General features: G+C 47.4%; 20 protein-coding genes. 13 read left to right on the top strand and 7 right to left on the bottom strand.

Annotated elements, in window-relative coordinates; all coding sequences use genetic code 11:
- The first annotated feature begins 13 nt into the window (after positions 1 to 13).
- Positions 14 to 586 (top strand): ANTAR domain-containing response regulator, encoded by a 573-nt coding sequence (locus tag H6X83_RS09375; RefSeq protein ID WP_212506228.1) that lies wholly within the window; start codon positions 14 to 16, stop codon positions 584 to 586.
- Between the two features lie 145 nt (positions 587 to 731).
- Here the strand turns inward: H6X83_RS09375 and H6X83_RS09370 are convergent, their stop codons facing one another.
- Both H6X83_RS09370 and H6X83_RS09365 read right to left on the bottom strand, forming a co-directional pair.
- Positions 732 to 1,214, bottom strand: coding sequence for a gamma carbonic anhydrase family protein (locus H6X83_RS09370; protein WP_212506227.1), 483 nt, complete (start codon positions 1,212 to 1,214; stop codon positions 732 to 734).
- The gene (locus H6X83_RS09365) at positions 1,189 to 2,460 is read right to left on the bottom strand and encodes an AfsR/SARP family transcriptional regulator (protein WP_212506226.1); all 1,272 of its coding nucleotides are present in this window, start codon (positions 2,458 to 2,460) and stop codon (positions 1,189 to 1,191) included. Before H6X83_RS09365 ends, H6X83_RS09370 begins: the two co-directional genes overlap by 26 nt.
- 279 nt (positions 2,461 to 2,739) lie before the next feature.
- Between H6X83_RS09365 and H6X83_RS09360 the strand changes: the two genes are divergently transcribed.
- From H6X83_RS09360 to H6X83_RS09350, 3 genes are all read left to right on the top strand, one after another.
- Positions 2,740 to 3,465 (top strand): ABC transporter ATP-binding protein, encoded by a 726-nt coding sequence (locus H6X83_RS09360; RefSeq protein WP_212506225.1) that lies wholly within the window; start codon positions 2,740 to 2,742, stop codon positions 3,463 to 3,465.
- Positions 3,462 to 4,379 carry a SufB/SufD family protein gene (locus H6X83_RS09355; protein WP_212506224.1) on the top strand — a complete coding sequence of 306 codons (918 nt, stop codon included), beginning with the start codon at positions 3,462 to 3,464 and terminating at the stop codon, positions 4,377 to 4,379. The genes H6X83_RS09360 and H6X83_RS09355 overlap by 4 nt, the downstream gene beginning before the upstream one ends.
- Positions 4,380 to 4,733: 354 nt before the next feature.
- Entirely contained in the window at positions 4,734 to 5,777 is a 1,044-nt protein-coding gene (locus tag H6X83_RS09350; RefSeq protein ID WP_212506223.1) for a DUF6076 domain-containing protein, read from the top strand.
- A 63-nt stretch (positions 5,778 to 5,840) separates the two neighbouring features.
- On the opposite strand, the gene H6X83_RS09345 is transcribed toward H6X83_RS09350, so the two are convergent.
- Positions 5,841 to 6,314 (bottom strand): flavodoxin, encoded by a 474-nt coding sequence (locus H6X83_RS09345; RefSeq protein ID WP_212506222.1) that lies wholly within the window; start codon positions 6,312 to 6,314, stop codon positions 5,841 to 5,843.
- A 221-nt stretch (positions 6,315 to 6,535) separates the two neighbouring features.
- Here H6X83_RS09345 and H6X83_RS09340 point away from each other — a divergent pair, with 221 nt between their 5' ends.
- A complete protein-coding gene (locus H6X83_RS09340; protein ID WP_212506221.1) occupies positions 6,536 to 7,930 on the top strand; it encodes an MATE family efflux transporter in 1,395 nt (464 codons plus the stop codon).
- 79 nt (positions 7,931 to 8,009) lie between these two features.
- Here H6X83_RS09340 and H6X83_RS09335 read toward each other — a convergent pair whose 3' ends face one another.
- From H6X83_RS09335 to H6X83_RS09320, 4 genes are all read right to left on the bottom strand, one after another.
- The gene (locus H6X83_RS09335; protein WP_212506220.1) at positions 8,010 to 8,966 is read right to left on the bottom strand and encodes a hypothetical protein; all 957 of its coding nucleotides are present in this window, start codon (positions 8,964 to 8,966) and stop codon (positions 8,010 to 8,012) included.
- A 22-nt stretch (positions 8,967 to 8,988) separates the two neighbouring features.
- A complete protein-coding gene (locus H6X83_RS09330; protein WP_212506219.1) occupies positions 8,989 to 9,597 on the bottom strand; it encodes a hypothetical protein in 609 nt (202 codons plus the stop codon).
- A gap of 92 nt (positions 9,598 to 9,689) precedes the next feature.
- Positions 9,690 to 13,106: a DUF4982 domain-containing protein gene (locus H6X83_RS09325; protein ID WP_212506218.1), complete on the bottom strand. Its 3,417-nt coding sequence runs from the start codon at positions 13,104 to 13,106 to the stop codon at positions 9,690 to 9,692.
- Positions 13,107 to 13,331: 225 nt separating this feature from the next.
- Positions 13,332 to 13,703, bottom strand: a complete 372-nt coding sequence (locus tag H6X83_RS09320) for a metal-dependent transcriptional regulator (RefSeq protein ID WP_212506217.1) — start codon at positions 13,701 to 13,703, stop codon at positions 13,332 to 13,334.
- Between the two features lie 567 nt (positions 13,704 to 14,270).
- Between H6X83_RS09320 and licT the strand changes: the two genes are divergently transcribed.
- The 8 genes from licT to H6X83_RS09280 all read left to right on the top strand — a co-directional run bounded on the left by licT (position 14,271) and on the right by H6X83_RS09280 (position 24,464).
- Positions 14,271 to 15,134 carry a BglG family transcription antiterminator LicT gene (licT, locus tag H6X83_RS09315; protein WP_212506216.1) on the top strand — a complete coding sequence of 288 codons (864 nt, stop codon included), beginning with the start codon at positions 14,271 to 14,273 and terminating at the stop codon, positions 15,132 to 15,134.
- 169 nt (positions 15,135 to 15,303) lie between these two features.
- Positions 15,304 to 17,433 (top strand): PTS sugar transporter subunit IIABC, encoded by a 2,130-nt coding sequence (locus tag H6X83_RS09310; protein ID WP_212506215.1) that lies wholly within the window; start codon positions 15,304 to 15,306, stop codon positions 17,431 to 17,433.
- A gap of 52 nt (positions 17,434 to 17,485) precedes the next feature.
- Complete coding sequence (locus H6X83_RS09305; protein WP_212506214.1) at positions 17,486 to 17,743, top strand: HPr family phosphocarrier protein; 258 nt, start codon at positions 17,486 to 17,488, stop codon at positions 17,741 to 17,743.
- 60 nt (positions 17,744 to 17,803) lie between these two features.
- On the top strand, positions 17,804 to 19,429 hold the full coding sequence (gene ptsP / locus H6X83_RS09300) for a phosphoenolpyruvate--protein phosphotransferase (RefSeq protein WP_212506213.1): 1,626 nt from the start codon (positions 17,804 to 17,806) through the stop codon (positions 19,427 to 19,429).
- A gap of 238 nt (positions 19,430 to 19,667) precedes the next feature.
- The gene (locus H6X83_RS09295) at positions 19,668 to 21,050 is read left to right on the top strand and encodes a citrate/2-methylcitrate synthase (RefSeq protein ID WP_212506212.1); all 1,383 of its coding nucleotides are present in this window, start codon (positions 19,668 to 19,670) and stop codon (positions 21,048 to 21,050) included.
- A gap of 235 nt (positions 21,051 to 21,285) precedes the next feature.
- The gene (locus H6X83_RS09290; protein ID WP_212506211.1) at positions 21,286 to 23,067 is read left to right on the top strand and encodes an aminopeptidase P family protein; all 1,782 of its coding nucleotides are present in this window, start codon (positions 21,286 to 21,288) and stop codon (positions 23,065 to 23,067) included.
- Positions 23,068 to 23,106: 39 nt separating this feature from the next.
- Positions 23,107 to 24,030, top strand: a complete 924-nt coding sequence (pyrB, locus tag H6X83_RS09285) for an aspartate carbamoyltransferase (RefSeq protein ID WP_212508550.1) — start codon at positions 23,107 to 23,109, stop codon at positions 24,028 to 24,030.
- Positions 24,024 to 24,464, top strand: coding sequence for an aspartate carbamoyltransferase regulatory subunit (locus H6X83_RS09280; RefSeq protein WP_212506210.1), 441 nt, complete (start codon positions 24,024 to 24,026; stop codon positions 24,462 to 24,464). The genes pyrB and H6X83_RS09280 overlap by 7 nt, the downstream gene beginning before the upstream one ends.
- The last annotated feature ends 67 nt before the right edge of the window (positions 24,465 to 24,531 follow it).

Raw genomic sequence — 24,531 nt, 5'->3', positions numbered from 1 at the left:
CTGGTGATGAGGGTTGGAACAGGTCTTAGTTGTTTCCAGTACGGAAAAAAGCCAAAAATATTTTCTGGATTTTCTGGGGACTCATGCGGTCAAGTCGCTCAGCAGTGCGGCAACCGGCGGTGAAGCGCGCCGCACAGTGATGCAGCATGACTACGAACTGGTTATTATCAATGCACCGCTGAAAGATGAGTTTGGGCATGAACTGGCAACTGATTTGGCTGAAAAGACAAAAGCGGGTGTTGTGCTGGTCGTAAAAGCGGAGCTGTACGAAACGGTTTCCGCAAAGGTCGAGGCTTCGGGTGTGATTGTAGCACAAAAGCCCATTAACCGAATGTTGTTGTACCAATCCATGCGGATTGCGGCTGCAGCGGGACGCCGTTTGGAAGCACTGCAGAAGGAAAATCAGAAGCTGCAGAAAAAAATTCATGAGCTGCAGCTGGTTGGACGTGCAAAGTGTGCACTGGTGCAGTACCGGCATTTGACAGAGCAGGAAGCACATCGCTATATTGAAAAGCAGGCAATGGATCAGCGTGTCCCACGTTTGGATATTGCAGAAGATATTCTGCATACTTACGAGGATGCTTAAGAAAACTTCAAAATATAAAAAGCAGATACCGTTTACAAATGGTATCTGCTTTTTATTAATGCTCAAAAAACTTATTCACAGTTATTTCTCACAAAGCCACTAGGCATGGGGAAAACCGACATAGCTGCATGAAAAGTAGTTTTTATTAAAATTGCTTTTTTGCCTCTTCCACATAAAGTGCTGCGTTCTGGCGGTTTTCCTGTATTTCTTCGGGTGTCAGCTCGCGCTTGACCTTTGCGGGGGAACCCATTAGCAGAACCCGGTCGGGGAAAATGTGTTCCTGTGGTACCAAAGAACCGGCGGCAACGATGGAATCCTTTCCGATTACAGCACCGTTGAGCACGATGGCACCCATGCCAATCAATGTGTTATCGCCTACTGTGCATCCGTGCAGAACCGCACTGTGACCAATCGTTACATCATTCCCAATTTTTAGGGGAGAGTTGCTGTCAACGTGCAACACACAGCAGTCCTGAATATTGGTGCGGCTGCCGATTGAAATCGGCGCACTGTCCGCACGCACGACTGCATTGTACCATACAGAGCAGTCCTCTCCGAAAGAAACGTTGCCAACTACAACGGCACCAAGTGCCGAATAAGGCTTAAAAAGTGTCGCCGTAGTCTTCACCGCTTTCTCCAGGTGCTTTTCTGTCGGAACTGTCCAGTGGTGCCGGTACTTCAACTGGCAGAAATTTGTACATGATGCGTAAATCTTTGTTGCGGCAAACTTTGTGGTAGTTGGTCATAATGCGTTTTACCGCTTTTTCAGAGTTCTTAATATTTGCCTGCGGCAATAAAATCAGGAACTGCGTGTCACTGTAAGCAGTTACCATATCACCGCCGCGCAGAGAAGAAATTGTAGCAGATTTCAGTACATTCTGCTCACGAATAACACTGCCGTCATCGGGAATGGAGCCATCCGCCATGGCCAGTGTCAGCAGTACAATGGTGGCGGGCTCATGGCTGCGCGCACAGGCGCGTGCTTCCACTCGGTAAAGGTTGCGGAAAGCCTCAAAATCACAAAAGTAAGCGTTTTGAATGTCAGCAGCCTCCTGCAGTTCCTCACGTACAAAGGAAATATCCATTTGGGCGTGGCGAAAGTTCTTGGTAATCAGGCGGTAAAGGTCGCGCAGTTCCGGTGCAACGTCAGTCCCTTTTTCCTGAAAGAACAGAGAGGTAGTGCTGTTATAGTGTGAAAGTGCTTCTGCAAAGCGTTCTGCTTTCAAGTAACAGAAAAGCGTTAAGCGGTGCAGTTTAATATTCAGCGGAGCCTTTTTGAGATTTTCCAGACAGAATTCAGGCAAGTTTTCCGTGTGGTTCATCTGCTCCATTGCTTCGCAGCGGGACGCAATGCACTGTGCAAAGCGGTCCTCCAGCTCCAATCGTGTATCCTGCGCCCACTGAGAGTGTTCGGTACCCTCCAAAAAAGCGCCCGCGTAGAGATGAATCGTTTCTGTGCACAGCTGAATCTTTTCAGAAGCAGATTTGGCTTCTTCGATTGTTCTGCACAGGCGGTTAAAGCGGTCAACATCGGTGTGGGTTTCCAGTGTGGGATTCCAGCAGTAAGTGTCACCGTAGAACAGGATAAAGCGGCCGCCCTCATCCCCAAAGGATTCCTGCAGCAGGTCGCGGGTACGGTAAACCAGATTTTTCAGTGCATTCATTGGGTCAGAGCTGCCGGAACTGTGGTCCCACAGCACCTTCATTAGTTCTTCAACAGAGAGAGGACTGCGGCGGGTGTATATTAGAATTTCAAGCAGCAGCCAGACCAGCGTTGGGCGGTGCTTCTGGCAGGTGATGGTTTTGTCACCGACCGTCAGCGAGAATTTGCCCAGCATTTTAGCTTCGGCAACAATTTTTTGTGTTTCCATCATTTTTAATGGCCTCCAGTAGATTTATGTGCCAAAATAAAACTACATGTAACAGATTACATAATATAGTCATACCAACCCATAATATATTTGTATTTTACCATGCAAACAATGGAAATGCAATGCTAAATTGCAGCTTGTCTGTACTTTGACAAATGCATATTTTTTGCTATAATAAGTAGAGTCATTTTTTGCCGGAATTACTGGATTTTTTGAGAAAAAACGGTCAGTGCTTTCCCACTGCCTTTCAGAACAAATTATAAATTGGGAGAAGATAAAGTTATGCTGGAACTGAAAAACATATCGCTGGAGCTTCCCGATGAAAAGGAAATCCTGAAAAATGTTGATTTAACGGTGCCGGATGGGAAGTTCGTGGTCATTACCGGGCCAAATGGCGGCGGTAAAACCACACTTGCAAAAATCATTGCGGGAATTGCAGCTCCAACAGCGGGTACCATTTTGCTGGACGGAGAGGACATTACAGAACTTTCCATTACGGAACGTGCCCGCAGGGGAATCAGCTATGCATTTCAGCAGCCGGTTCGCTTTAAAGGTCTTACCGTGCGGGACTTGATCGAGTTGGCAGCTGACAGGAAACTTTCCTACACAGAGCTGTGCGGTTATCTGCGGGACGTGGGACTGTGCGCACGCGACTACGTTGACCGTGAAGTAAACGGCAGTCTTTCCGGCGGTGAAATCAAGCGTATTGAAATCGCGATGGTGCTGGCGCGCAAAACACAGCTGACGATTTTTGATGAACCGGAAGCGGGCATTGACCTGTGGAGTTTTAACAGCCTGATTGATGTATTTCGTTCGCTTCGCCGTGAAATCAACGGCTCTGTGCTGATTATTTCTCATCAGGAGCGCATTTTGGATATTGCGGATGAAATCGTTGTGATTTCCGGCGGCAGCATCGCTGCACACGGCCCGCGTGATGAGATTTATCCGACACTGCTCAGCGGTGAAAACAGCTGTTCATTTTGCCCGAAGGAGGGACCAAAAGCATGAATGAGATAACGAAGCAACTGCTGGGATTGGTTTCTGACCTGCAGGATGTGCCGCAGGGGGCATACAATATTCGTGAAGATGGTGCCTGCGCTGGACGTCAGAATTCTGAACATATTAAAATTACGCCCAAGACGGATAAGCCGGGCATCGATATCCATATTGACGGCAGTACAAAAGGTGAAAAAGTCTATATTCCTGCCTGTGTAACACACAGCAACGTGGAAGATTTGGTTTACAATGATTTTTACGTTGCGGCCGGTGCAGATGTGATTATTGTTGCGGGCTGCGGTGTGCATACGGACGGTGAGGAGGAATCCAAGCACAACGGCATTCATCGCTTCTTTCTGGAAAAAGGTGCACATGTGGTTTACCTTGAAAAACACATCGGTATTGGCAGCGGAACCGGTCAGCGCATTATTAACCCGCAGACGTGGGCAGAACTTGCGGAAGGCTCTTATATGGAAATGAACACGACCCAGATTAAGGGTGTGGATTCCACTAGCCGCTTGACCAAAGCAAAGCTTGATAAAGACGCTCGTATGGTGATTCGGGAAAAAATTATGACGCACGGCAATCAGCTTGCCGAAAGTGCGTTTGAAGTGGAACTGAACGGCGAAGGAAGCGGTGCGGATTTGGTTTCCCATTCCGTTGCGCGCGGCCACAGCCAGCAGACTTTCCGTTCCCGGATTATTGGCAACACAGTTTGTACCGGTCATTCAGAGTGTGACGCAATCGTGATGGATCATGGTGTGGTGCATGCGATTCCGGAACTCACAGCAAACAGTGTGGATGCTTCTCTGATTCACGAGGCGGCGATTGGAAAGATTGCCGGTGAGCAGCTGATTAAGTTAATGACGCTTGGACTTACAGAAAAGGAAGCAGAGTCTAAAATTATTGACGGATTTTTAAAATAATTTGACATATAACTGAAAAAGCAGTGCTTTTGTGCCGAATGTGGCAAAAAAAGCACTGCTTTTTGCTGTTCTGTTTTGAAAATCACTAAAAATTAATATAAAAATGATTCACTTGTGCATACAAGTGCTTGAAAAATAGTAAAATGAGTGTTATACTCTTAGAATATCGGATATAAAACTTAATTATTCAGATTATCTAAACCGAACATAGATTATTTGTCTATATTCAAATTCTGCACGTATGCTTTGTATTAAATTAGAACATATAAAATTATAGTGATTATATAACTAGAAATAATCATTCACTTAGTAAAGATGGTTTTGTTGTATTGAAATGAAAGAGGTGCAGCGATTTTGGCAAACCCGGATATTTTAAATAATACTACTCTGCGAATCTATTTTCAGGGAAAAGAGGAAACGTTTGAACTGCAAACTTATGAAGATGATAAAAAGCTGCAGGTATCCGCTCAGCAAATGCCGATTGGGGAGTCGGTTATTTCCTTTATCTATGATGATTTTGAAGATGTATATGAGGAGCTTCGCCGCACAGAAACGGTTTTTCTAGAAATTAATGCGGGGCTCCAAGTGCACGCACATTGGGATCAGTTACGTAAGCTGGCGTTGGAACTGATAAATCGGCATCCGTTTTTTGGCTTTGCGAGCCAAATCCTTTCGCAGGCGGCAGGCCAGACGATTGCAATTGATATGCGTTTGCTTTCACGGTTGGTTCCGCTTTACAAGCAGATGCGCGGCAACCTGATGCTTTTGGTAAAAGACTGCATGAATGCGGAAGACCAAAAAGCCTCTACTTACGTTGACCGCTATGCAGACTTGGTTTTAACGCATAGGCTGGGCGACCGTTCACCGCTGAAATACTCCATGGTTGTTACAGAGTTTCTGCCGACGGTGCAGTTCCCCCTGTGGAAAAAAGAAGGCTGTGATTATCCGGTAATTCCCACGCTGCAGGAACTGCGCGCACAGGAAGTGCCGCTGGAAATGGTGGATGCGCTCTATCCGCGCTCTCTGCAGGATCTGTATCATTTCCTGATATCCGGTTATTTAAAGCAGGGAGTCTGCTTTAAGGTCTGCAAAAACTGCGGCCGCTATTTTGCAGTCAACGGCAGCATGAACGCTGAGTACTGTGACAGGAAAATTGAAGGTTCTCAGAAAACCTGCCGCCAGATGGGTGCGGTGCGTGTTTATCAGCAGAAGCAGATGAAGGATCCAATTCTGCGGCTTTACAACCGTGCTTACAAAACACATAATGCACGCATTCGTTACGGGCGCATAACTCGCGAGGAGTTTTTGGAGTGGTCTGCACGTGCGCGTGCACTGCGGGATAAGTGTTTGGAAGGCAAGATTTCCACGGATGATTTTGAAACCTGGCTGAAAGAGTAAGCAAACGGCACAGAAAAAGCACAGGCTGAGAGCTGCAGAAGCAGCTTCGGTCTGTGCTTTTTTTCAGTGGTAACCGATTTTCTGCAGCCACTGTACGACCTGTTCTTTCAAAAAGCACTTGTTCACTGCGGTGAAATACTGTAAAAAAACCGAATCAGGACAAAGCTCCATAAGATCCTGTAAAATATGTTGTGTACCATCACCGCCGCTGGTCCAAAAAGGCGCTATCTTTTTACCGGAAAGGCAGCACTGCTTTAAAAAGGCAGTTACCGGCGGTGCAGCTGTACCCCACCAGTTTGGTGTGCCGACAAATATGGTATCATAAGTTTCCAGATACGGCAGACCTTGCAGCTTAGGCTGAAATCCGCTGCGAATTTCCTTTTCTGCCTGCTCGATTGCTGCACTATTCTCAGTGGGGTAGGAATCAACAGGTACCAGTGCAAACAAATCTGCTCCCGCAAGCTGGGCGATCAGTTTCGCAAGTGCCTTTGTGTTTCCGGAACGGGAATAGTAGACTACAAGACTTTTCTGTTCCATATAAACCTCATCTTCCAAAATTTTCATATTTTCTTTTAACTATAAACATTTTAATAAATATGTCAAGTGATGCTGCGGCACCAATGTCTAAGCCAACGAAAAATTTGGGGTTTACTTTATGAAAATAATGTCGTACACTAAAAGACATATGAAAATTTTTTGCGGATATTTCATATTGAAAATTATTTACAACATATGAGAGGAGACAGAGAGAGAAAGAGATGAAACAAAACAATTCCGCCAACAGCATTCTGACAGGAAAAATACCACAGCAGTTGATGCTGTTCTTTCTACCCATTTGGTTTGGCACCTTTTTTCAGCAAATGTACAACACGGCGGATACACTGATTGTCGGCAACTTTGTGGGAACACAGGCTCTGGCAGCTGTTGGAGCTACCGGTTCCTTTGTGCAGCTGCTTGTGGGATTCTTTGTAGGATTGTGCAGCGGCGCAAGTGTGGTTATTTCACAAAGTTATGGTGCGCAAGACCGGGATATGGTCAATCGGCAGGTACATACTTCGCTAGCTCTGTCTTTAATTGGCGGTGCGGCGTTGACAATTCTGGGACTGTTGGTTGCCCGCCCTGCAGTGGACTGGATGGGTACGCCGGCAGATATTGCGGATATGGCGGCGCTTTACCTGCGGATTTACTTTTTAGGCATGATTCCGCAGATGATTTACAATATGGGTGCCAGTATTCTGCGCGCGGTTGGTGACTCCAAACGACCGCTGTATTTTTTAATTATTGCATCGATTGTCAATATTGTGCTGGACTTGCTATTTGTGGCGGTGTTTCACTGGGGTGTTGCTGGTGCGGCTTTGGCAACTGTTATCAGTCAGGTCGTGAGTGCATGGCTGACTCTACGCTGCCTGATAGGTTCGCAGGGGGTACCATGGGAAATCCATCGTTCACAAATTCGGATTGACAAAAAGATTTTAAATAGTATCTGCCGGATTGGTTTGCCTGCGGCGATGCAGAGCTCGCTGTACAGTATTAGCAATATTTTGATTCAAAGCGGAATCAACAGTTTTGGTACAACTGCCGTAGCAGCCTGGAGCGTTTACGGCAAGATCGATTTTCTGTTCTGGATGACGATTAGCTCACTGGGCATTGCCGTTACCACCTTTGTGGGGCAGAACTTTGGCGCGGGGCAGTATGCACGCGTGAAAAAAGGAACTATGGTTTCGCTGGGATTGGCGACTGTAATTACAGTGGTGATCAGTGGAGTATTATATCCGTCGAGTGGACTGCTGTTCCGCCTGTTTTCGCAGGACAGCGCAGTTGTGACGCAGGGCATCCAGATGATGCACTTTTTGGTCCCGGTATATATTACCTATATTTGCATTGAAATTCTTTCCGGTGCGCTGCGCGGCTGCGGGGATGTGGCAGTGCCGACGGCGATTACCTGCTTCGGTGTCTGCGGCTTGCGTATGGCATGGCTGCTGATTGCGGTGCCGCTGCAGCACACGGTGGAGATGGTGGAGTTCAGTTACCCGATTTCTTGGGTAATTGCTTCACTGCTGTTTGTAATTTATTACCTAAAAGGCGGCTGGCTCAAGCGCCGCATTGCGGCAGAGAACAAAGCGGCAAATAAAGCAGAGGACGCTTCTGTGTGAAGCGTCCTCTGCTTTTATCTATCATTTTGATTTGCTTGTACAACATGATGAATGTGTTTGATTTTAACAGTCTGATATTTTATCTAGAAGTATAATAGCTGTCTATCAATTTTTGTATTTTCACTGAATAATATTCACCAATCGGTATACCGGCTTCTGGAACAAAGCTGCCGTGTGTTGTAGATAAATTATTTTCCCATGTATAAAAACTGCCATTTTCCATTTTGAGAATGAGAGAATAACTGTATCCGTTGTCAGGCGTGCTTGTTTTGGACAGTGTGCAATTATTGAGCTTGTCTATGAACTTTACAATATCTGCCTTGTTGGTAAGCAATTTTGTATGATTCGTTGTTTCGCCTGATGCAGTACCGGTGATAATAGCCTCACCATGTTTTACGCGAACCAACTCAATTTGTTGTGGCAGCACTCCATTGGAAAAAAGATTGTTTAACTTAGCACTTTGCGGTGAATAATTCTCAAGTCCCGATTCCTTGGAAAATTTATCATAAAGCGTATTAATGACTTCGGCTGCCTGAGAAGATTCATATTTTCCAAGCGGCCAAGTACTTTGACTTTCACTGAATTTTCCACTGTAAGTAAAAGTACCGTTTTCCCATTTGTAGTGCTGTGCACTTTCCGTGTCGGTTGTACCGGGTGCTTTTTCTATATCATAGCAAATGTCAAGCGCAGGTGAATCAGATGAAGCTGAAACTTCACTGTGCGTAAGCACGCAGTTCTTTAATTTTGAGGAAAGTTCATACAGCTGCCACGGCAGTTCTACTTTCAGGGGGTCTTTGCCGCTCTTTTTCAGAGTGACGTAAGTTGCGGTGCCTTCGCCGCCTTCACCTGCGTCGGTAGTGTTTGTCCAAATGAAAGCTCTAAAAGAAGTTTGTACAGGATTGTTTTTTCCGGCAGCATTTTGGTTTGGCGCTGCCTCTGCTGCTTTTGCGCCTGATGCAGCACCACAAGCGGAAGCTGACAGCAGAATGGCTGCAGAAAGTAACAATGCAGCTGATTTCCCAAAACTCTTCATCATACCAGACCTCCTTTGCAATTACTTACACTACATATTTTTTGCCATTGCAGTCACAGCCAACCTTAAATGAACCCGGAGTTCCCCAGCCAAACTGGTTAGAAAAAGTATAATTTGCACCTGCGTAAGAGATATTAGCCGGATTATTGATAGTTCCCTCAGCAAAATCCTTAAAAGAGGCACAACTTATACCGGAAGCCCTAATTGTGTATCCTGTTCCATATGTTGTATTGCAGTATACCTTGTTCGCACTTCGATTTGCGTAAAATGTTCCTTGAACCCTTACTTCGACAAGGACGTTATTACCTGTACCAGTTATGTACCGATATGCATCTAATACATATCGATTACTATATCCACTTAGTGCAGACATGAGCTGCACAGAATTTTTATAAGGTACAATGTTTTGTTCCTTCTTCAGACTGATTACATCAATATAAGAATAGCCATTGCTGAATTTTGTAATGTATTTGCTGGTACTGACGTTTTTATCACTTGATGGGCATTCAACTTCTGATTTTGAAACTACATATGGTTGAGAAACATTGTTTGCCGGACTAGACGCATATGTTGGCATAATTGCTGTGCAAAATAACATAGCTGCCAACAGAATGGATGAAACTACTTTTTTCATAAAATCATTACATTTTTTAATATTGTGGAAATATTTCCTAAAAAAATACTAGCATAAAATGCTAGTATTGTCAATAAAAAATGTAAATTTTATTACTGCCGATTGAATCGGAACCAGCGGAAGTCAAATTTACTGCCGGGCATAAAGATGAAGTTTACTTTGCCTTTGCCCCTGAAGCCGTTGATTTGGAAAGTTTGTTCTTCATAGCTCTCGTTGTGCTGGAATTCTGCAATCTGATTTACCTCTGAGCCGTCATCACCGTAAAAACGTACATGAATGATGTTGCGGTCAATGGGGGAGTGTCCGCAGATGGTGAGTGAGGAACAGCCCACTTCGCCGAAGTCCATATTTTCGTATTCCAGGGTGACATTGTTGCCGATGCCGGTAATTACGTCTTTTTCAATTTGGAACATATCGCCGGTGATACGGTTGTTTTCCAGTGCTTCATTTTTGCCGTAGGCTTTTTCAAGTTTTGTGAAGTAAAAGCCCTGCAGGGACATTTTAATGTCGGGAGTTACCACAATGGTGATGGTTTGCACACCTTTCAGTCGCTGCGGCAGGCGGTAGGTGTTTTCCTGGTAATGGTTGTACCAGCTTTTTGCTTTGTATTCCGCACGCAGCAGGCAGGTGCCGCCCTTTTCAGCGTTTCCAAGCCAGATTTCAATGGGCAGCTGGTCGTGAAAAGAGAAAATCGGAATGTGGATTTCATCGGCACCGTATTCGCCAAAATCAACGTTTTCAAAAACAACGTTGGTGCGTTCATTGGAAGTAATGTAGATACCGCCCTGAAAACTCAGCTTTGCCTCGCTGGTGCATTCCGTACAGTTAATGCCGCTGACTAGTTTGTAAGGGTCAAAGGTGGCTCTGCCCAGACCGGAAACGTCAAATTCCAGCTCAGAAATGATTTCCGGGTGGTCTTTGTCATTGCTGCAGGAGCAGCACAGACGGAATGCGCCGTCGCCGACTGCTTTAATCTGGGCGGTATTTCCCTTTACTTCGATTTTTACGCTGTTGCTGTCCACACCATCCAAGGTTTTTGCCCCAAAGACTAGCTGACGGAAAGTGGCGTTTTCCGGCAGAATTTTCGCGGTCACTGTGGTTTGCGGATGTTCTTTGTCCAGGTGGCTGACACCGTGGTTTGTCAGTTCAATTTTACGCACCGGAATGTCATCTTTTTTGGAGGAAGCAGTATTTTCCATGAAGCAGGAAATGCCGGAGCGTACCGGCGCAGGTACAGCCGGAATGGTCAGGACAGCTGATTTCAGAGAAGGAGAAGCAACTTCAATGTGAATTTCACCCGGTTTTGTTTTTGCTGCGATCATTGCCATCAACCGTCCGTTGAAAAGACGACGGCATGTACCTTTGTATTCTTCATAATCGGTGCTGTCGCCGTTGTCCAGACCGACCAGCCGCCCTGCACCGGTGACAGTGACGTTTACCCGGCTGCGGCTGTTGGCAACAAAGTTTCCGTCTTTGTCAAGCGTATCAATTTCCACAAACAGCAGGTCTTCACCGTTTGCCAGCAGCTGCATTTTGTTTGCTTTCAGGCTAACGCACACCGGGTCACCAAAGGACGACTGTTCATCTGTGGCGGCAATTTTGCCCTGCTCATCGTAGGCGACCGCTTTCAGTACGCCTTTGCGGTAGGGCAGCTGCCAGTTGCCCTCCAGTACGGTACCATGTGCATGGTCAATCTGCTGTGCACCCATAGATTCTCCGTTAAAGAACAATTCTACTTTTGGAGCATTGGAGTAGGCACGGACGTCAATCAGCTGTCCCTTATTAAAGTCCCAGTAGGGCAGCAGATGTACCATGGGCTTTGTGTGGAAGTCTGTCCACTCTGCCTGATAGTGATAATAAGTGTCTTTTGGAAAACCGGCGGTGTCAATCTGACCGAAGAAGGAATTCTTGCTGAAATAGGGGGTAGGCTCACCAATGTAGTCCCAACCAGTCCAGATATACTGGCCAAAGCAGAAACTGCAGTCGCGGTGAGCGGCAATCACGTGGTCAATGTTTTTGGCACCCCAGTTGGTTGTGCAGTTTCCAAGCGTGGAACATTGGGCATCATCATAGGTCAGCAGGCGTTTGCTGAGCGGGAAGTGGTAAATTCCGCGGCTCTGTACGGTTGACGCGGTTTCGCTGCCGAAGATGCACCAGTCGGGATGCTCTTTATGATGCTTTTGATACAGGCTGTCAAGGTAATTATAGCCTGCAAGGTCAACTGCATCGGCACAGTTCTGCGCACCTTCCCATTCCATTAAGTTGCTGGCAATGGTGATGGCTCCATTTGAACGGTAGTCCAGTCTGCGTACCGCGTCCCGCAGCATTTGTGTGATTTCCAGTCCGCGCGGCTGATGTGTGTCTGGAATCTCGTTGCCGATGTTCCAGATAAACACACAGGGGTGGCTGCGGTCCTGCCGCACCCAGCTGGTAACGTCCTTTTCCCACCAGTTATTGAAGAAATTGCCGTAGTCATAGTCGGTTTTGCAGGTTTCCCACATATCAAAACTTTCCGTGTAAAGCAGAAGACCCATTTCGTCGCACAAATCGAGCATTTCTTCGGAGGGCATGTTGTGGGCGCTGCGGATGGAATTGACACCCATATCTTTCAAAGCCTGCAGCTGCCGACGCAGAGCGGCTTTGTTCATGGCGGCGCCCAGCGCACCAAATGTGTGATGTTCGCAGGAACCGTTGATTTTTAAACTGCGGCTGTTCAAAAAAAGTCCCTGGTTCGGGTCAAAGCGAATGGTGCGGAAACCGAAACGCTGTTCCTCTGTATCGACAACTTTTCCGTCCAAAAGCAGTTCGGAACGCAGACGGTACAGATTTGGCTCCTCCACATCCCAAAGCTTCGGCGCGTGGAAAGCCATCTGCTGCTTGTCTACATTCAGTCCGGCAGCAGCGGAAAAAGCAGAGGTCTGGGTGCAGGCGGATTTGCCCGCTGCATCCAGAATGGTATGACGGATGGATGCTTTGGCGGGGGTATTCAGGTGGTTGTAAACCTCAAAATCCGCAAACAGTGTCCAATTGGAACCGTTCTGTGCAGTGGAAAGGTAGCCTCCGCCTGTGGTGAAGCACACAGCGGGGCGGCGTATTAGCCATACGTTTCGGTAAATGCCGGCACCGGGATACCAGCGGCTGTTCGGGTTGCGGTAAATGCAGCGTACAAGAATGGTGTTTTTGCCGGGCTGAATTTCATCCGTAAGGTCAACTTCAAAGCGGGAGTAACCGTTTTTCCAGTTGAAAATTTCTTTTCCATTTAAATATAGTGTAGTATCGTGGTAAACGCCCTCAAAAACAAGGGAAAGGCGGTCAGTACCGAGTGTGTCTGCGCAAAAAGTCTTTTTGTAGCAGCCAACCGCTCCTTCATATAAATTTTGACTGTTGTAGATCATCCAGTCATGCGGAACATCTACAGCCTGCCAGTCGTCTGCATGGAAAAAGGCTTCCATTGGGGTTTGCAGCGGTGCTTTGCGAAAGTACCAGTTATCATTAAAAAGTTGTTTCATTCTGACACTCCTTTAACTTTCCTGCCGAAACACTTAACAAAATTCTGTCCATTCGAAAAATTGGGGAAAATTACGATATTAATCCGAAGCATTATAGCATGAAGCAGTACAAAAAACAATGAAAGCAGTGGAAATCTATAGCATCGTACAAATTCATCCGTACAAATTTTAACTGCCGTGCAGCAAAAAGCGACCCTGCTTTTTCGCGGGTCGCTTTTGTAAGGGCTATTTTAAATGCTGTTCAGCATGTTCCCTGATTTTTCCAAAGGATTTTTCGCTCAAGTCATGTTCCATGCGGCAAGCATCTGCTGCAGCGGTTTCCTCATCCACGCCAAGGCTTACCAACAGTTTTGTTAAAACGCGGTGACGGGTATAAATATTGCTGGCAATTTTCATTCCGCTGTCAGTTAATGTAATGTAGCCCTCTGTGTCCATTTTAATGTATCCATTTTCGCGCAGATGCTTCATAGCAACGCTGATACTGGGCTTTGAGTAGCCGGTTTTGTTGACAATGTCAATGGAACGAACCATGCCAAGCTGTTCTTTCAGCATCAGGATGGATTCGAGATAATCTTCCGCAGATTCATGAATTTTCATAGCTTTGTGCCTCCATATTTAGAGTAGCATAGTTATAGCTGTTTGACAAGCGCTATTTTGTGAACAAAACTTGCCTGCTCTGAAAATTTTATGCAGTCAGTGTGCGGCTTCAGAGGGCTTTTGGTAAGTGACCGAGGTGTATTTTCCAGCTGATAAAGAAGCCTTGCAAAGAAAGTCGAAATGTGTTATATTATTGTTCATATCTCTGCGGTTTAGCGAAACAAAAAAGTATGCCTGATTGAATCAGATATCCACCGGGCAGCCAGCCCGGATTTTTTATGCAGAAATATGAAAGCTCTGGCTTTAAAAGATATTGTGGTTGGCTTCCATGGTTGGAGTGTACAATAGAATTAAAAAAATATGTACATATCACCAAAAATATCAACATTTCAAAAAATATCTTGACAGTATGCCATAAACTGTGATACTCTTTAAACAGAATTAATCTGGATGTTGGAATGTTACCGTTCGGCGGGCTTAACCAACTCCTTACAGCTGTGGTACTGGTGTAAATGCCAGCAGATGCACTGTGGGAGTTGGTTTTTCTTTTAGGAGGATGAGATTTTTATGGTCTTTACAATCAAAAAGGTCATCAATAACAATATCCTCTGCGTAACGGATGCAGGCGGCAACGAAATGATTGTTACCGGACGCGGGATTGGTTTTGGACATAAAGCTGGCCAGCCGGTGAACTCTGACGCAGTTCAGAAGATTTACCACATGGCCAGTATGCCTGTGCAGCAGAAGCTGATGGATTTGCTGGAACAAATACCGTATGACCACTTTTTACTGACGGATGAGTTGGTTAGTGAAATTCGCAAAAAAATCCCATATACGCTGAACGAAGGCCTTCTGATTACCCTGGCTGACCATATCAGCTTTGCCATCAAACGTAAGGAGCAGGGAGTGGAGTTCAAGAACCCGCTGCTCGAATCCATCCGGGAGTATTACCCGGAGGAGTACCGAATGGGTAAGGCGTGTGTGCAGCGGATTCAAGAAAAGCTTTCTGTTGATTTGTCGAAAGATGAGGCGGGCTTCATTGCACTGCATATCGTAAACGCGGAGCTGAACACCACCATGAGCATTACGAATGACATTACCCGCTTTGTGGACGGCTGTGTGAAGGTGGTAGAGTCCTACTATGGCAGGACATTCGACCACGAATCGCTGGCGTTCAGTCGGCTTGCTGTGCATCTGCGCTTCTTTGCGCAGCGCCTTTTTCAGCACGAACAGGAAAGTGATGACTCTATGCAGGATCAGGACTTTCGCCGGCTGATTGCCAGCAGCTGTAAAGAACATTACGAGTGTGCAAAAAAAATTGCCGCGTATGTGGCGGAAACTTGGAATCAGGAACTGACAGAAGAAGAACTGCTTTTTCTGACGATTCATTTAAAACGCATCAATCTTTCCAGTGAACAGACAACAAAATAAAAATCCGTTTGGGATAGTTACCTTTTGGGCTAAACCCATATGCATCTGTGCAGAATAGCCATAGATGCATATGGGTTTTTATATACCCATTTTGGCGCGGCCGGTCAAAATGAGTAAGGCTGCTTTACCTTTATAACAAATTTATTAAAATAATCAGGGGGAAAAGTCAATGAAAGACAAGGCGTTCAGCGTTCTCCAGCGTGTGGGCAGATCCTTTATGCTGCCAATCGCGCTGCTGCCTATCGCCGGTTTGCTGCTGGGTATCGGCAGTTCCTTTACGAATGAAACGATGCTCGCGACATATGGACTTACCGGTGTGATTCACAAAGGTACCGTTATTTATATGGTTTTGACTATTATGAGCAAAACGGGCAGCGTGGTGTTTGACAACCTGCCGCTGCTGTTTGCCATGGGTGTTGCCATCGGCATGGCGAAGAAAGAAAAAGCAGTTGCGGCATTGTCCGGTGCAGTTGCTTACCTGGTTATGAACACGGCCATCAGCGCTCTCATTGCTGCCAAAGGCGGTGTTCAGGCTATGGCACCAAACTCCACAACGACTATGCTTGGCATCACTACACTGCAGATGGGTGTGTTTGGCGGCATTATCGTTGGGTTGGGTGTTGCGGCTCTGCATAATCGCTTCTACGAGATACAGCTGCCGCAGGTACTTTCCTTTTTTGGCGGCACACGCTTCGTTCCGATTATTTCCGCAGTTGTATTCTTGATGGTTGGCATTCTGATGTTTTTTATCTGGCCGGTTGTGCAGAGCGGAATTACAGGGCTTGGCAATTTAGTGCTCAGTTCCGGTTATATTGGCACATGGATTTACGGTATTATTGAACGTGCACTGATTCCCTTTGGCTTGCACCATGTTTTCTACATGCCTTTCTGGCAGACAGCCGTGGGTGGTTCAGCGGTTATTGACGGCAACACAGTTTCCGGCGCACAGAACATTTTCTTTGCGGAACTGGCTTCCAAAAACACTACGGAATTTTCAGTAGCTGCAACCCGTTTTATGTCGGGCAAATTCCCGCTTATGATTTTTGGTTTACCGGGTGCAGCACTGGCTATGTATCAGTGTGCACGCAAGGACAAGCAAAAAGAGGTTGGCGGACTGCTGATTTCCGCAGCACTGACTTCTATGCTGACCGGTATTACCGAGCCGCTTGAATTTACGTTCCTGTTTGTTGCGCTGCCGCTTTATGCAGTACACTGTGTGCTGGCCGGCCTGTCCTATATGCTGATGCACATTCTCAACGTTGGTGTGGGTATGACGTTCTCTGGCGGCCTGATTGATCTGACGCTGTTTGGCATTATGCAGGGCAATGAAAAGAGCCACTGGCTTTGGGTCGTAGTTGTCGGTGTGGCATATTTCTTCCTGTACTACTTTGTATTCAAATTTATGATTAAGAAGTTTGATTACAAAACACCTGGCCGTGACGATGCGGAAGTGAAGCTGTACACCCGTAAAGACATGAACAAACAAAACGAAAGCAAAGGTACTTCTGCGGCAGCCAATACAGTGAGCGCACTCATTCTGCGCGGCCTTGGCGGTTTGGATAATCTTTCCGATGTTGACTGCTGTGCAACACGTCTGCGTGTGACTGTCTTGGATGGCGGCAAGGTCAGCGATGACCTGCTCAAGCAAAGCGGTGCTTCCGGCGTAATTCACAGAGGCAACGGTGTGCAGGTCGTTTACGGCCCGCAGGTTTCTGTCATTAAGTCGAAGTTGGAGGACTTTATGGAAACACCGGAAGCCCAACACATTATGGAGGAGGCGGTACAACCCCAAACAGTACCTGCCCCTGCGGCACAGACGGATGTACCTGTCGCTGAGAAAAAGCAGGATGCCGTGTTTGGCGCCTGTGCAAATGGCACGATGAAGCTGATGTCCGAGGTGGAGGACGAAGCTTTTGCAGCCTGTGTGCTTGGCGATGGCGTTGCAGTGGAGCCGTCAGACGGCAATCTGTATGCTCCGGCGGATGCAACGGTTTCTACTCTGTTTGATACCGGCCACGCAATCGGTTTGACAACGGACACCGGTGCGGAACTGCTGCTGCATGTTGGCATCAATACCGTAAAACTCGGCGGAAAATATTTTGAGTACCATGTTCAGGAAAATGATAAAGTGCACAAGGGTGACCTGCTGATTACTTTTGACCTGCAGGCAATTCAGGCAGCGGGATACAAAACAACAACACCGATGATCGTCTGCAATACAGAAGATTATGCGTCTGTAAAGCCGCTGCACACCGGTACAGTCAAGGCTGGAGAAGACCTGCTTGCAGTAAAGGCGTAATTTAGATCAGTAAAAAACAAAAAATGCAGAATAAAATGACGGAGGGTTTACGATGAAAGAATTTCAGTATACAGTAAAAGATGCTTGTGGAATCCACGCACGTCCGGCGGGCGTTTTGGTAAAACTTGTGAAAGGTTTTTCCAGCACAGCGACCATTACTGCGGGCGGAAAAAGCTGTGATATGAAGAAGCTGATGGCGCTGATGGGCCTTGGCGTGCAGCAGAACGATACAGTTTCTGTAAAAGTAGAAGGCAGCGATGAAGAAGCCTGCGCACAGGCAGTGGAAACGTATTTTCAGAAAAATCTTTGATGATGTTACAACCGGCAGGAGCACTGCTTTGAACAGCGCCCTGCAGAGAGGAGATTGAACATGCAGGTCGCAGCAGGAAAAAGTGTGCTGGGCGGTATCGCGATTGGCAGGATTCGCTTTGTTCGCAAAGCAGATTTCAACATCAGCGATGCAGCAGCTGCCAGCAGCAAAACAGAGATGAAGCGCTTTTTGAACGCACAGCAGCAGGCTGTAAAACAGCAGCAGGAACTGTATCAGAAAGCGCAGACCGAGGCAAATGCAGACATTGCAGAAGTGTTTGAGATTCATGCCATGATGCTGGAAGATGATGATTATGTGGATGCAATTAAAAAACTGATCGTTGAGCATCAGAAAAGTGCGGAGTATGCTGTAAAAAAGGCAAGTGACGACCAGGCAGCAGTGTTTGCCTCTATGGACAATGCTTATATGCAGGCGCGCAGTGCGGATGTGCAGGACATTGGGCAGGCAATGTTAAACATTTTGCAGGGGAAGGATACGCAGCTGCAGGGCAGCGAGCCGTGCATTTTGGCAGCCGATGACCTGACTCCTTCTGAAACGGTGCGGCTGGACAAAAAACTGCTGCTTGGTTTTGTGACCCGCGGGGGCAGCACAAACAGCCATACAGCGATTCTTGCCCGCAGCATGAACATTCCGGCACTGATTCAGTGCAGCGATGTGAAGGAGAACTGGGACGGCAAATTAGCGGTCATTGACGGTTACAGCTCCTGTGTATACCTTGCTCCAGAGCCGGATTTGCTGGAAAAGCTGCGGCAGCGCCAGCAGGAGGATCTGAAAAAACAGGCGCTTCTGCAGGAACTCAAGGGTAAATCCGACACCACAGCAGACGGAAAAACCGTGCACGTTTACGCCAATATCGGCAGTCCGGAGGATGTAAGTGCGGTGCTGGAGAATGACGCCGGCGGTGTGGGACTTTTCCGTTCTGAATTTTTGTACCTGAACAGCCGCGATTATCCAACGGAAGAGGAACAGTTTACGGCATACAAAAAGGTGGTGCAGACACTCGCACCCAGAAAAGTCATTGTGCGTACCTGCGACATTGGTGCAGATAAAACAGTAGATTATATGGGACTGGAACCGGAGGCGAATCCTGCTCTCGGCTTCCGCGCGGTACGTATTTGTCTGACAAACCATGATTTCTTTAAAACACAGCTGCGTGCGCTTCTGCGTGCTTCTGCCTTTGGAAATTTGTCTATCATGTTTCCTATGATTATCAGTGTACAGGAACTGCAGAAATGTAAAGCATTGCTGGAGGAATGCCGTAAAGACCTAGAGCAGCAGGGCGCTGCTTTAGGTACGGTTGAAATCGGAACCATGATTGAAACTCCGGCGGCGGTTTTGTGTGCTGATGAGCTGGCACAGGAGTGTGACTTTTTCTCCATCGGTACCAATGACCTGATGCAGTACACCTGTGCGCTGGACCGGCAGAACGCAAAGCTGGAGCCTTTCTGTGACCCGCATCATCCGGCAGTGCTTCGGGAAATTCAGATGACAGTTGAAGCAGGCCACCGGCACGGCTGTTGGGTTGGCATCTGCGGAGAAATGGGGGCGGATTTGTCCTTGACAGAAACATTTCTGCGCATGGGAATTGATGAACTTTCCGTCAATCCGAAAAGCGTGCTTGCTGTACGCAAAGCTGTGCGCAGCTGCAGTTTGAGTGAAAAGTGAACCGAAACCTATCAAAATCCTGCCGCTCTTTTTTTGGAGCAGTGGGATTTTTGCTATCCTGATTTATATACTGTTCATAAATAATTCATATAAATTTCACTAAATTGCGACAGATTGACTTCACAAGGGAATTATGTTAAACTAAAATATAAGTTTCATTACAGCGCATTGGAAAATTCTGACGTTATAAGGTGTACAGGGACACTGCAGAAAATCTTATAGAAAGAGAGTGAGGCATTTGGTTAAAAAGAATAATGAGGACGAATTTTTTGAGATTACGCCTGAAATTACCAACCTGACGCAGTTGTGCATACGCAAAGATACGATTGACCCGTCACTTTATGCTGAGTATGATGTCAAGCGCGGCCTGCGCGATTTAAATGGCGAAGGTGTGCTGTGCGGACTGTCGGACATTAGTGAGGTGCGTGCCAAAAAGACGATTGCCGGCAAAAAAGTGCCGATTCCGGGTGAACTTTACTACCGGGGAATCCACATTAATGACCTGACCAGAGGTTTTTTAACAGAAAAGCGGTTTGGTTTTGAAGAAACCACCTATTTGCTGCTTTTCGGGGATCTGCCGACTGTACCGCAGCTTGAAGAGTTTCGGGGCCTGCTGAACAAGTACCGCACACTGCCGACGAATTTTGTGCGGGACATTATTATGAAAGCGCCCAGCAGCGACATGATGAACACATTGGCGCGCAGTGTACTGACTTTGTATGCTTATGATGAAAAAGCAAATGACACCAGCCTTGAAAATACCTTGCGGCAGTGTATTGAAATGATTGCGCTTTTTCCACAGTTAGCGGTTTACGGCTATCAGGCTTATGTGCATGATACAGACCCAAGTCAGCCGTTTTTTATTCATACACCGCGCAGCGACTTATCTGTCGCGGAAAACATCCTGTACATGCTGCGGATTGATAACAAGTACACAGAGCTGGAAGCACGGATCCTTGACCTTGCACTGGTGCTGCACGCGGAGCACGGCGGCGGCAACAACTCTACCTTTACGACCCATGTGGTGGCTTCCTCCGGTACAGACGCCTACTCTGTCATTGCGGCGGCACTCAGCTCTTTGAAAGGCCCGAAACACGGCGGCGCAAACATCAAGGTTGTGCAGATGTTTGTTGATATGATGCAGAACGTGAAAGATTGGGAAGACGAAGAGGAAGTCGGCAATTACCTAAGCGGTTTACTGCGCGGAAAGGTCTTTGACCACAAGGGCCTGATTTACGGCATGGGGCATGCGGTTTACAGCATCAGCGATCCGCGTGCAACAATTTTCCGCAAATTTGTTAAAAATTTATCGGAAGAGAAGGGCATGCAGAAAGAGTATGGCCTGTACGCACTGGTAGAGCGGCTGGCACCGCAGATTATCGGTAAAGAACGCAGAACCTACAAAGGTGTCAGCGCAAATATCGATTTCTATTCCGGCTTTGTTTATAATATGCTTGGTTTGCCAATGGAATTGTTCACCCCGGTGTTCGCCATGGCGCGTATTGCGGGCTGGAGCGCGCACTTGCTGGAAGAACGCATCAATGCCGGCAAGATTATTCGTCCGGCGTACAAAACCGTTGCTTCTCATCGCCCGTATATCCCTATGGAGAGCAGAGAGTAAAAGACAACACTGCGTGCAGGTTTAGCCTGCTTTGCCTTGACATGGCACGGCAAAACTCGTATACTGTGTTAGGCCTGATTTTCGGGATATCTAAAGGATAGGTTCTGTACAAATTCACATAATCGCGGCGCGAATGCCGCTTGCAGAGAAAAAGCTCATCCGAAGAGCAGGAACTTCTTCGGGTGAGCTTTTTCTGCAGGCCAAAACATTCTGTGTGCGCGTGGAAGGAGCAGAAATGACTGTAGCGGAAAAAATCGAAGCTTTGCGGCAAAAAATGGGAAATAATGGTGTGGATGCAGTAATCCTGCCGACGAGTGACCCGCACATGAGCGAGTACATCCCGGCACACTGGGAGTCCCGCCGCTGGTTCTCTGGCTTTACTGGGGATGCCGGCACATTGGTAGTTACAAAAGGAGAGAGCCTGCTGTGGACAGACGGCCGGTTCTTCATTCAGGCGAACCAGCAGCTTGCCGGAACACCGATTCAACTGATGCGCATGCGGGAGCCGGGTGTGCCGACCATTGAGGAGTACCTCGCCGCACACATTCAAAACGGCAAGGCGGCGGTGGATGGCCGTCTGTACTCTGCAAAGGCGGCGGAAAGTCTGCAGAAAAAGCTGGCTGAGTCCGGCGCTTCTCTGGTCAATGTTGATCTTATTAAGGATATCTGGACAGAGGACCGTCCGGCGCTGCCTGCTACTCCGGTTTATCTGCTGGAGGAACGCTATTCCGGCAAAGCCTGCGCCGACAAGCTGTCACAGGTGCGTGCTGAACTGAAAAAAGAAGGTGCAGACGCGCAGCTTTACAGTTTGCTGGACGATGTTGCATGGGCAACTAATCTGCGTGCTTCCGATATTGCGTGCAATCCGTTTGCAATCGCATTTCTGCTGGTGACTGAAAAATCTGCTTATCTGTATTTGGATGCAGACCGTCTGGAAGCAGCGGCTGCTGCTTATTTAAAACAGTCCGGTGTGGAAGTACGTCCTTACGCACAGCTCCCCGCTGACTTGAAAAACGGTTTTGGTGCCAAAAAAGTTTTGGTCAGCAAAACGGATGTCAGCTTTGAACTTTACAGTTGTCTTACCGCGAACAAGAATATTGAAATCTTAGAGGGCAAGGATATTGTAACACACCTGAAGGCGGTGAAAAACCCAACAGAGTGTGAAAATATGCGTATCTGCCATGTTTATGACGGTGTAGCACTGGTGCGCTTTAAGATGGAACTGGAATACCGCATGGCGGCAGGTGAAGCGCTGACAGAGTGGGACGCTTCTGAAATTGCGCACAAGTACCGCACGCAGATGCCGGACAACCGCGGCGACAGCTTTGAAACGATTGCTGCTTACGGACCAAACGCGGCAATGATGCACTACGGTCCAACAGCGGAAATCCATTCTTCCCTGCAGCCAAAGAGCTTCCTGCTGGTGGATTCCGGCGGACAGTACCTGACCGGTACGACAGATGTTACCCGTACTTTTGTACTGGGTGGGCTGACACAGGAAGAAAAAGAGTGCTTTACTTGGGTGCTAAAAGCACACATTGACCTTGCAGACGCAAAGTTCCCGCAGGGTACTACCGGCAAGGATTTGGATGCGCTTTCCCGTGTGCAGGTATGGAAGCATGGACTGGACTATCGCTGCGGCACCGGCCATGGTGTTGGTTACATGGGCGCCGTGCATGAGGGCCCGCAGGGCTTCCGTGACATCACCCCGCTCGTGCCCGGCATGTCTATTACCGACGAACCCGGCCTTTATATGGAGGGCCGCTTCGGTATCCGTACCGAAAATACACTGGAAGTGGTGGAAGACGAAAAGACTGAGTACGGTCAGTTCTATGCGTTCCGCCCGTTGACGCTTTTCCCGATTGACCGCGCTGCGATTTTGCCGGAACTTCTTTCTCCGGAAGAAACCACTTACCTAAACAATTATCACAAAACTGTTTACGAAAAGCTCTCTCCGGAACTCACAAAAGAAGAATGCAGTTGGCTGCGTGAAGCCTGCAAACCGCTCGGTGAATAAGAAACGAAGCTGATTTCAGCAAAAGCAGGAGGAACCATGATAAAACACTTGATAGACCCGCTGGATCTGTCTGTTTCAGAAATCGATACCATGCTGAACCTTGCGGACGATATTGCGGCACACCCACAGAAATACGCGCACGTCTGCGACGGCAAAAAGCTTGCCACCCTTTTTTATGAACCCAGTACCCGCACCCGCTTGAGTTTTGAAACCGCAATGCTCAACATGGGCGGTAATGTAATGGGCTTCCATTCCGGTGACACTTCCTCCGCGACGAAGGGAGAAAGCGTGGCGGACACCATTCGTGTGGTGTCCTGCTTTGCGGATATTTGCGCCATGCGGCACCCTAAAGAGGGTGCACCCCGCCGTGCCGCGCATTTTTCCAAGATACCGGTCATCAACGCCGGTGACGGCGGCCATCAGCACCCAACCCAGACCCTGACGGATTTAATGACCATTCGCAGCAAACGCGGCCGGCTGGACAACCTCACCATCGGGCTGTGCGGTGACCTGAAGTTTGGCCGGACGGTTCATTCCCTCATTAAGTCACTTGCCCGCTATACTGGCATTCGGTTTGTGCTGATTTCGCCGGAAGAACTGCGTGTGCCAAGCTATATGATTGATGAAGTGCTCAAGCCGAATAATATCCCGTTTGAAGAAGTGACCGATCTTGAAGCGGTTCTGCCGAATCTGGACATTCTGTACATGACCCGCGTGCAGAAAGAGCGTTTCTTCAACGAAGCGGATTATGTTCGTTTGAAAGACAGCTATATTTTAACGGAAGCAAAGCTAAAAACAGCAAAGCCTGATATGTATGTGCTGCATCCGCTTCCGCGTGTTAATGAAATTTCGCTGGATGTGGACGACGACCCGCGCGCCGCTTACTTTGATCAGGTGCAGAACGGCGTTTATGTGCGACAGGCACTTATTTTAACGCTGCTGGGGGTGAAACTGCCATGCTGAATATTGATTCCTTACAAACCGGCATAGTGATTGACCACATTGAGGCCGGCACCAGTATGCGGATTTACGATTTGCTGGACTTGGAAAAGCTGGACTGCTGTGTGGCGGTTATCAAAAATGCCCGCAGCAGCAAGTTTGGCCGTAAGGACATCATCAAAATTGAGGGCAAAGTAGATATCAATTTAGATGTACTGGGCTTTATTGATCCCAATATCACTGTGGATTACATTGAAGACGGCCACATTGTTGAAAAAAAGACGCTTTCTTTGCCGGAATACATTAAAAATGTAATCAAGTGCAAAAACCCGCGCTGCATTACGACCATTGAAGAGGGTGTTGACCAAGTATTTAAGCTTTGTGACGCCAAGACCCGCCGTTACCGCTGCATTTACTGCGAGCAGGAATACGAGCGGCCGGCAAGCCACAGGTGGTAAGCAGACCGCAATTTTCACTGCTTTTTATTTCGTTTATTCGTTTATAAGAATGATAAAAAGGACAGGC

Source organism: Caproicibacterium amylolyticum (assembly GCF_014467055.1).
Taxonomy (GTDB): domain Bacteria; phylum Bacillota; class Clostridia; order Oscillospirales; family Acutalibacteraceae; genus Caproicibacterium; species Caproicibacterium amylolyticum.
The sequence above is the reverse complement of the archived record's forward strand: the minus strand, read 5'-3'. Positions and strand labels throughout refer to the sequence as shown.

Excerpts from the sequence above, each read along its gene's own strand:
- H6X83_RS09330 (WP_212506219.1), bottom strand. The coding sequence starts at position 9,597 with ATGAAAAAAGTAGTTTCATCCATTCTGTTGGCAGCTATGTTATTTTGC.
- H6X83_RS09335 (WP_212506220.1), bottom strand. The coding sequence starts at position 8,966 with ATGATGAAGAGTTTTGGGAAATCAGCTGCATTGTTACTTTCTGCAGCC.
- H6X83_RS09290 (WP_212506211.1), top strand. The coding sequence starts at position 21,286 with ATGACTGTAGCGGAAAAAATCGAAGCTTTGCGGCAAAAAATGGGAAAT.
- H6X83_RS09360 (WP_212506225.1), top strand. The coding sequence starts at position 2,740 with ATGCTGGAACTGAAAAACATATCGCTGGAGCTTCCCGATGAAAAGGAA.
- H6X83_RS09345 (WP_212506222.1), bottom strand. The coding sequence starts at position 6,314 with ATGGAACAGAAAAGTCTTGTAGTCTACTATTCCCGTTCCGGAAACACA.
- ptsP (WP_212506213.1), top strand. The coding sequence starts at position 17,804 with ATGCAGGTCGCAGCAGGAAAAAGTGTGCTGGGCGGTATCGCGATTGGC.
- H6X83_RS09355 (WP_212506224.1), top strand. The coding sequence starts at position 3,462 with ATGAATGAGATAACGAAGCAACTGCTGGGATTGGTTTCTGACCTGCAG.
- H6X83_RS09305 (WP_212506214.1), top strand. The coding sequence starts at position 17,486 with ATGAAAGAATTTCAGTATACAGTAAAAGATGCTTGTGGAATCCACGCA.
- H6X83_RS09310 (WP_212506215.1), top strand. The coding sequence starts at position 15,304 with ATGAAAGACAAGGCGTTCAGCGTTCTCCAGCGTGTGGGCAGATCCTTT.
- licT (WP_212506216.1), top strand. The coding sequence starts at position 14,271 with ATGGTCTTTACAATCAAAAAGGTCATCAATAACAATATCCTCTGCGTA.
- H6X83_RS09365 (WP_212506226.1), bottom strand. The coding sequence starts at position 2,460 with ATGATGGAAACACAAAAAATTGTTGCCGAAGCTAAAATGCTGGGCAAA.
- H6X83_RS09325 (WP_212506218.1), bottom strand. The coding sequence starts at position 13,106 with ATGAAACAACTTTTTAATGATAACTGGTACTTTCGCAAAGCACCGCTG.
- H6X83_RS09340 (WP_212506221.1), top strand. The coding sequence starts at position 6,536 with ATGAAACAAAACAATTCCGCCAACAGCATTCTGACAGGAAAAATACCA.
- H6X83_RS09320 (WP_212506217.1), bottom strand. The coding sequence starts at position 13,703 with ATGAAAATTCATGAATCTGCGGAAGATTATCTCGAATCCATCCTGATG.
- H6X83_RS09280 (WP_212506210.1), top strand. The coding sequence starts at position 24,024 with ATGCTGAATATTGATTCCTTACAAACCGGCATAGTGATTGACCACATT.